Source organism: Streptomyces sp. NPDC058576, from assembly GCF_042718715.1.
Lineage (GTDB): Bacteria > Actinomycetota > Actinomycetes > Streptomycetales > Streptomycetaceae > Streptomyces.
The window spans coordinates 23,297-31,095 of the sequence record NZ_JBHXPF010000076.1 but is presented as its reverse complement, the minus strand read 5'-3'; the positions used below and the strand labels follow the sequence as shown (position 1 = coordinate 31,095).

At 74.3% G+C, this 7,799-nt stretch carries 7 protein-coding genes; 5 read left to right on the top strand and 2 right to left on the bottom strand.

The window, feature by feature from the left end; genetic code table 11:
- Window positions 1-134 precede the first annotated feature (134 nt).
- The 5 genes from ACFWRV_RS32720 to ACFWRV_RS32700 all read left to right on the top strand — a co-directional run bounded on the left by ACFWRV_RS32720 (window position 135) and on the right by ACFWRV_RS32700 (window position 5,967).
- A complete protein-coding gene (locus ACFWRV_RS32720; RefSeq protein ID WP_384339546.1) occupies window positions 135-1,163 on the top strand; it encodes an ABC transporter ATP-binding protein in 1,029 nt (342 codons plus the stop codon).
- Window positions 1,150-2,082 (top strand): ABC transporter permease, encoded by a 933-nt coding sequence (locus ACFWRV_RS32715; protein ID WP_384339545.1) that lies wholly within the window; start codon window positions 1,150-1,152, stop codon window positions 2,080-2,082. Before ACFWRV_RS32720 ends, ACFWRV_RS32715 begins: the two co-directional genes overlap by 14 nt.
- A gap of 235 nt (window positions 2,083-2,317) precedes the next feature.
- Window positions 2,318-2,908, top strand: a complete 591-nt coding sequence (locus ACFWRV_RS32710; protein WP_384339544.1) for a TetR/AcrR family transcriptional regulator — start codon at window positions 2,318-2,320, stop codon at window positions 2,906-2,908.
- Window positions 2,909-3,058: 150 nt separating this feature from the next.
- Window positions 3,059-5,173 carry a SpoIIE family protein phosphatase gene (locus ACFWRV_RS32705; RefSeq protein ID WP_384339543.1) on the top strand — a complete coding sequence of 705 codons (2,115 nt, stop codon included), beginning with the start codon at window positions 3,059-3,061 and terminating at the stop codon, window positions 5,171-5,173.
- A 32-nt stretch (window positions 5,174-5,205) separates the two neighbouring features.
- The gene (locus ACFWRV_RS32700) at window positions 5,206-5,967 is read left to right on the top strand and encodes a DUF1838 family protein (RefSeq protein ID WP_384339542.1); all 762 of its coding nucleotides are present in this window, start codon (window positions 5,206-5,208) and stop codon (window positions 5,965-5,967) included.
- A gap of 34 nt (window positions 5,968-6,001) precedes the next feature.
- Here ACFWRV_RS32700 and ACFWRV_RS32695 read toward each other — a convergent pair whose 3' ends face one another.
- Together ACFWRV_RS32695 and ACFWRV_RS32690 are read right to left on the bottom strand one after the other, a co-directional pair.
- Window positions 6,002-6,751, bottom strand: a complete 750-nt coding sequence (locus ACFWRV_RS32695) for a calcium-binding protein (RefSeq protein WP_384339549.1) — start codon at window positions 6,749-6,751, stop codon at window positions 6,002-6,004.
- Window positions 6,752-6,901: 150 nt separating this feature from the next.
- Entirely contained in the window at window positions 6,902-7,738 is an 837-nt protein-coding gene (locus tag ACFWRV_RS32690) for an HAD family hydrolase (protein WP_384339541.1), read from the bottom strand.
- Between the last annotated feature and the right edge of the window lie 61 nt (window positions 7,739-7,799).

Here is a 7,799-nt window from a genome sequence, read left to right as displayed (position 1 = left end):
TGCCGCCGACGCCGCGGCTTATTACAACCTTCCCTGGGACGCCTGGGCATCGGGTCCCCGGGCCGTCCCTTCCCGCCGCGCACCCCGCGCGGCGGGACGGGACGGTCCCGCGCTTGACGAGAGGTGCGACCGCCATGACGGACACAGCGGCCGGGGATGTGGCGGCCGGGGGCGCGGCAGCGGGGGCCGGGCCGGCCGGGAACGCCGCGCCGGACCCGGCCACCGGCGCCCCCGTCATCCGCACCCGCGGCCTGACCAAGCGCTACCGGGGCGGCCAGCTCGCCGTGGACGGCCTCGACCTGACCGTGCCGGCCGGCAGCGTCTTCGGCTTCCTCGGCCCGAACGGCTCCGGGAAGACCACCACGATCCGGATGCTGATGGGCCTCATCGACCCGACGTCCGGCACCGCCGAGGTGCTCGGCCGCCCGATGCCGACGGCCGCCCGTACGGTGCTGCCGGAGGTCGGCGCGCTGATCGAGGGGCCCGCGCTGTACGGCTTCCTGAACGGCCGGGACAACCTCCTGCGGTACGACCGGGCCGACCCCACCGCCGACCCGCGCACCCGCCGGGCCCGCGTCGGGACGGCCCTGGCGCGGGTCGGGCTCGCCGCCGCTTCGGCCAAGAAGGCCAAGGCGTACTCGCTCGGCATGAAGCAGCGCCTCGGTCTTGCCGCCGCCCTGCTCCGGCCGCGCCGGCTGCTGGTCCTGGACGAGCCGACCAACGGCCTCGACCCACAGGGCATGCGCGAGATCCGTTCCCTGGTCCGGGAGCTGGCGGCCGAGGGCACCACGGTGTTCCTCTCCTCCCACCTGCTGGACGAGATCGAGCAGGTCTGCACGCACGCCGCCGTGATGGCCCGGGGGCGGCTGATCGTCCAGGGCCCCGTCGCCGACCTCGCCGCGAGCGCCCGGGGCCGGCTCGCCGTCACCACCCCCGACCCCGGGGACGCCGCCCGCATCCTCAAGGAGCACGGGCTCACCGGCGTGAGCGCCGACGGCGACCGGCTGACCGCCGACGCCCCGCCCGCCGCCGTGGACCTCGCCGACCTCAACGCGGCGCTGGTGGGCGGCGGGGTGCGGGTGCGGTTCTTCGGCGTCGAGCGGGGTTCGCTGGAGGACGCCTTCGTGGCGCTCACGGGAGAGGGATTCGATGTCGCAGGCTGAGAAGGCGTCGCGGACCATGCAGGTCGCGCGGGCCGCACCCGTACGCCCCGGCGATCCGCGGCGCTCCCGCAACCCGCTGTGGACGCTGGGCCTCCTCCGGTCCGAGATCACCACCCTGCTGCGCCGCCACCGGACCTACGCCCTCCTCGCCGTCCTCGCCGCCGTACCCGTCCTCATCGGGATCGCGGTGCGGATCGAGACCGGCGGCGGGGGCGGTGGCGGGGCGGGCGGTCCGGACGGCGGGGCCGGCCCGGCGTTCCTCGCCCAGGTCACCAACAACGGCCTTTTCCTCGTCTTCGCCGCCCTCGCCGCGACGCTGCCGGTCTTCCTGCCGATGGCCGTCGGCGTCGTCGCCGGCGACGCGATCGCGGGCGAGGCGAGCAGCGGCACCCTGCGCTATCTGCTGGTCGCCCCGGCGGGCCGGACCCGGCTGCTGCTCGTGAAGTACGCCTCCGTCCTCGCCTTCTGTCTGATCGCGACCCTGGTCGTGGCGGCGTCGGCACTGGCGGTGGGCGCGCTGCTGTTCCCGGTGGGGGAGGTCACCACGATCTCCGGGACCCGGATCAGCTTCGGCGAGGGGCTGGTGCGGGCGGCGCTGACGGCGCTGGTCGTCGCGGTCTCCCTGACCGGGTTCGCCGCGCTCGGGCTGTTCGTCTCGACGCTGACCGGCAGCGGGATCGGGGCGATGGCGGCCACCGTCGGACTGCTGATCACGGTGCAGATCCTGGACAGCATTCCGCAGCTGAGCGGCGTGCACCCGTATCTGTTCGCGCACTACTGGATGTCGTTCGCCGACGTCCTGCGCGAGCCCGTCCACTGGGACGACCTGAGCAGGAACTTCCAACTGCAGGGGCTGTACGTCGCGGTGTTCGGCTCGGCGGCCTGGGCGCGCTTCACGGCCAAGGACATCACGGCGTGAGGGGCGACCCGGAGAGAGCGCGAGGGGCGTGGCCGGATCGGATCGGCGGGGTCCGCACGCGCCGTCGGCCGGGCGAGCCGTCCCCCGATCGGCTCGTCGCGGCACGAACGGCACGAACGGTGCGGACAAGGGGAACGACACGACACGGTACGTTCCGTTTCCGCCTGGGTATTGTTCGGTCTTTGGCGACGAGATGTCAACAAGAGATTGGCTGGAACCCCCCTATGCTCACCGAATGATCACATCGCCGAGCAGTGTGCGACGCAGCGAACGATCACGCCGCGCGATCCTGCGGTCCGCTCTCGACCTGTGTACGGAGCGGGGGTACGGCCACGTCACGATAGAGGCCATCGCGGCCGGCGCGGGGGTCAGCAAGAAGACGATCTACCGCTGGTGGCCCTCGAAGGGCGCGGTCCTGCTGGAGGCGTTCACGGACGCCCTGATCGACGCCACCCCGTTCGTGGACACCGGCGACATCGGCGCCGACCTGCGCTCCCACGTCGCCGGCGCGGTCAAACTGCTCTCGGTCCCGCCGTTCGGCCCCGCCTACGCGGGCATCCTCTCCGAGCTGCACCACGACGACATCCTGGCCCGGCAGTTGCGGGAACAGCTGATCGACCCACGGGTCGAGGAGGCGATCGGCCGGCTGCGCGGTGCCCAGGACCAGGGCCAGATCCCGCCCGGCGCGGACCTCCCGCTGGCCGTGGAGATGCTGTACGGCCCGGTCTACTACCGCCACGTGCTGCGCAAGCCCGTCCAGGACGAGGAGACGATCGCCTCCCTGGTGGACCACGTACTGCGCTCGCTGCGGGCGCCGGGGTACTGACGGGCGCGGGCACGGTCGGGGCCCGGTGGGGCAGGAGGCTGTCACGCCTCTGCGGCTCACCGGTGGCCGGGTCCGGTGCGGCGGGTGATGCTGGTCCGGCGCGTGCCGGCTCCGGCTTCGGCGCGCCGGAGCCGGAGGGTGGGTGGAGCCGTGTCGGACAGTGAGACCCCGGCCGGGCCCGGGAGGGCCGCGGGGCCAGGGGGCGGTCTCGACGAGGCGCTTCTCGCGGCGCTGTTCACCCAGTCCGCCGTCGGCCTCGTCGTGCTCGACCCGCAGCTCCGACTGGTACGCGCCAACTCGCTCGTCGAAGGCGTGGAGACCGGGCAGTTCATCGGAAGCCGCTTCACCGAAGTCTTCCGGCTCGACGACCCGGACGGCGCCGAACAGCTCATGAAGCGGGTGCTGGCGGGCGAGGGCCCGGTGCGCGACCACCTCGTGCGGGGCCGCCTGCGCGAGATCCCCGGCGACCGGGTGTTCCTGGTCTCCTCCTACCGCCTGGACGGCCCCGAAGGACCGGCCCCCGGCCTGCTGGTCGCGGTCGTCGACGTCACCGAGCGGGAACGGGCCCTCGCCCGGGAAGCCGCGCTCGCCGCCGTCCGGGACGCGGTCGGCGGCTCCCTCGACGTCGCCACCACCTGCCGCGCCTTCGCCGATGCCCTGGCGCCCGGATTCGCCGACCTCGCCGTCGTGGAGGTCGTGGACGACGTCCTGCGCGGCGCCGAGCCGCCGGTGGGTCCGCTGCCGCCCGGGACTCCGCTGCGCCGCGCCGCGAGCGGCCGGTGCGACGCCGTCCGGGACACGGTGGAGGGCGGGAACGGGGCCGGGGGCCGCTCGGCGGGCGCGACCCGCCACCTCCCCGTCCGCACCCCGTACGCGCTCGCCGCCGCCGACCTGCGGGCCCGGCTCGTCCCGCTCGGGCCCGACACCCCGTGGCCGGCCACCGACCCGGGCGGGGCCCGCGCCGTCGCGGAGACCGGCGCGCACTCCCTGATCGTCGCGCCCCTCACCCTGCGGGGCGCGGTCCTCGGACTGGTCAGCCTCTACCGCTGCGGGGCGGCCGAGCCCTTCGACGAGGACGACGTCTCCCTCGCCGTATCGGCGGCCACCCGGGCGGCCCTCGGCATCGACAACGCCCGCCGCTACGAGCGCGAACACGTCATCGCCTCGACGGTCCAGCGGCGGCTGCTCCCGCAGGCGGAGCGGCGGCAGGCCGCCGTCGACACCGCGCACGTCCTGCTTCCCGGCCGGGACAGCGGCTGCTGGTTCGACACCATTGCCCTGTCCGGCGCCCGAACCGCGCTCGTCGTCGGCGGGGTCGCGGGCGAAGGGCTCCAGTCGGCCATCGCCATGGGCCAGTTGCGTACGGTCATCCAGGCGCTGGCGGGCCTCGACCTGGAGCCGGAGGAGGTCCTCGCCCGGCTCAAGGACACCGCCGACCGCCTCGCCCACGAACGCGCCGCCCTGCCGCCCGCCGACTCCCTCCAGGGCGAACCCTTGAGCGCGAGCTGCGTGTACGGCGTCTACGACCCGTTCACCCGCACCTGCACCGTCGCGCGCGCCGGGCACCCCGCGCCGCTGATCGTCGGCCCCGACGGACGAGCGGTCGCCCTCGACGTACCGGAGGGGCCCGGGCTCTTCTCCGCCGACAGCGCCCTCTTCGCGCCCGCCACCGTCACCCTGGAGGAGGGCAGCCTCCTCGCGTTCTGCACCGCCGACCTGCTCTCCGGCGACCACGCGGCCGACCGCATCACGCAGACCCTCGCCCGGCCGGGCCGCAGCCTCCAGCAACTCGGCGACGACATCGTGTACGCGCTGCCGGACGACACCCGCGCCGCCGGGGCGGCCCTGCTCCTGGCCCGTACGGGTACGGTCTCCGACCACCTGGTCGCCACCTGGGACCTCGCCCAGGACCCCACGACGCCCGCCACCGCCCGGGTGCTCGTCCGCGACCGGCTCCAGGGCTGGGGCCTGGACGAGGACACCGTGGAGGCGACCGAGCTGATCGTCAGCGAACTCGTCACCAACGCCGTCCGCTACGGCACCCCGCCGCTGCGGCTGCGGCTCCTGCTGGACTCCACGCTCACCTGCGAGGTCCACGACGGCTCCACGGCCTCCCCGCACCTGCGGCACGCCCGGACCGTCGACGAGGGCGGCCGGGGCCTGTTCATCGTCTCCCGCCTCGCCTCCCACTGGGGGGCGCGCCATGGTCCGGACGGCAAGGTGCTCTGGACGGAGCAGGACCTTCCGGCGGCCCCGGCGGGGTGAATCCCGCCCGCCGGTCGCGCACAGTGGTCCGTATGACGAACCTCGCCGAGAGTCCTGCTGAGCTGCTCCGCTCCTTCGCCCGCACCCGCGCCTCCCTCGACGGCGAGGAGGTCACGTACTGGTGGTCCGGAGACGTCTACTCCTGGGCCCCCGACGAGCCCTACCAGCGCGTTTTCGGCTTCGAGGGCCTCAACGTCGCCCGCCTGGTCCAGGACGCCGAGGCCGGGCCGGACGCGTACCGTCTGCTCACCCGTGAGGCCGCGTTCTATCTGGATCCCGTCAGCCGCGAGATCCTGGAGACCTGGCAGGACCTGCCGGTGGTGCACGTCTGGAACGACCCGGCGAACCAGAAGTGGCGCCCTTTCCCGGTCCCGACGACCGACCTCGGGGACCAGCTCTGCTTCAGCCTGGAGATCCCGCTCGCCTACCCCTCGCCGCTGCCGGTGGCCGAGTATCCGGTGCACTCGGCGGGGGACACGTACCGGGCCCTGGAACTCTTCCAGTTCTTCGCCGACCGCGCGGACCTGGCGGGTCCGGCGGCCGGCGTCCCGGCCACCATGTCGTGGAGCCGGATGTCCCCGTGGCTGCCGTGGATGGCCCGGGGGCAGCGGCCCGGCGGCCTCACCTTCCACTGCCGGGGCCGCAAGCTCGGCGCGTACACCGAGGTTCCCGAGCGCACCCGGGCCTACATCGCCGCCCACCACCCGGAGTTCGCGCACGCCCCGGATGAGTGGAGCGAGCCGAACGAGACCAGCTGGACCTATTTCCGCAAGCTCAACCCGCCCCGGGCGTAGAGGCGTTCGAGGAGTGTGATGTCCGATGCCCCGGTCAGGGGAGGGTGATGTTCCGGCCCGGGCCGCCCTCGGCCGTGTCCTTCCCCCGGCCGCCGATGATCACATCGTCGCCCGCCTCGCCGTGGACCATGTCGTCTCCGGACCCGCCGAGCAGGACGTCGTCGCCCTCCCCGCCCATGACGTGGTCGTCGCCCGGGCCCGCGTACACGAGGTCGTCACCGTCGTACGCCTCGATCATGTCGTCGCCCCGGCCGCCCCACAGCCGCTGGTCGCCCTCGACGGCCATCAGGTGGTCCATGCCGTCGCCGCCGTCGAGGACGACGCGCCCCATGACCATGTCGTCGCCCGCGTCGCCCCGGACCGTGTGCGCGGTGTGGGCGTGCAGCATGTCGTCGCCGGGGCCGCCGCTGACGGTGGCGACCCCGGGATCGCTGGTGGCGATCTCGTCGTCGCCGTCGCCCAGGAAGACGTCGATCCGGTCCGGCCGGGCGCTGCCGGTGGGCAGTTCGCAGACGACGTACGTCTCGACCCCCGGTTCCAGGTAGGTGCAGTGGTCGCCGGGCCGCAGCGGCACCGAGTCCCGGAAGCCGATGCGCCGGACCCCGTCGCCCTCGTCCATCGGGACCACGTGGAGGTCGTTGACCTGCCCCGGGGCGGCGGTGAAGGTGATCGACTGCTTCGCCCAGTCGGCGCCGATACGGGCCTTCGCCCCGGTGGCGGCGGGTGCCGCGACCGCCGGGGACACGGCGAGGCCGGTGGCGAGCAGGGTCACGACGGCCGACATCCTCTTGCGCTTCACGACAGCTCCTCGGTGGGTTCGTGGGGTTTCCCGCCCGCCCGTCTGCGCGCGGCATGAAGGGCAGGTGCATGCCAAGCTGTGCTGTGCCCGTGGCGGTGGGGCGCCACGATGGTGACGGCAGCCTACCGTCCTGGTCTAGACCAAGCTAGGGTCCGGTGCGGCCCCCGTGCCGAAAAGGCGCTCCAGGACCACCGCGACCCCGTCCTCCGCGTTCGACAGGGTCACCTCGTCGGCCGCCGCGCGCAGCTCCGGATGCGCGTTGCCCATGGCCACCCGGTGGCCCGAACCCGCGAACAGGGGCAGGTCGTTGGGCATGTCCCCGAACGCGATCGTCCGCTCGGCCCCGACCCCCAGCAGCTCGGCGGCCACCGCGAGACCCGTGCCCTTGTCCACCCCGCGCGGAGCCAGCTCCACCGTGCCGGGCCCCGCCATGGTCACCGTCGCCAGATCGCCCACGGCCCCGCGCGCGACGGCGGCCAACTCGTCGTCGCCCAGCACCGGGTGGCGCACCAGCACCTTGATCACCGGCCGCTCCCACAGTGCGGCGCGGGAGGCGACGCGTCGGGCGGGAAGCGTCGGGTTCGGCATCCGGTACCCGGCCTCGATCAGGGTCACCCCGTCCACGCCGTCCTGGTCCACGGCGGCGAACACGGCCCCGGTCTCCGCCTCGATCTTGCCGAGCGCGGCGTCGGCGGCCTCGCGGTCCAGGGTGACGGAGGTCAGCAGCCGCCCGCTGCCGGCCTCGTACAGCTGGGTGCCCTGCCCGCAGACCACGATCCCGGTGTACGCCAGGTCGGTGAGCAGCGCCCGTATCCCGGGCACGGGCCGCCCGGTGACGATCAGGTGCCGGGCGCCCGCGGAGGCGGCGCGGGCGAGCGCGGCGCGGGACCGGGCGCTCACGCTGTCGTCCGGGCGCAGCAGGGTGCCGTCCAGGTCCGTGGCGACGAGGGCATATGCGGGGGGCGTGGGCATGGGTCACAGCCTAGGAGGACCCGAACGGTCGTTTGCCCGCCAGGGGTGGATGGGCGGGCCC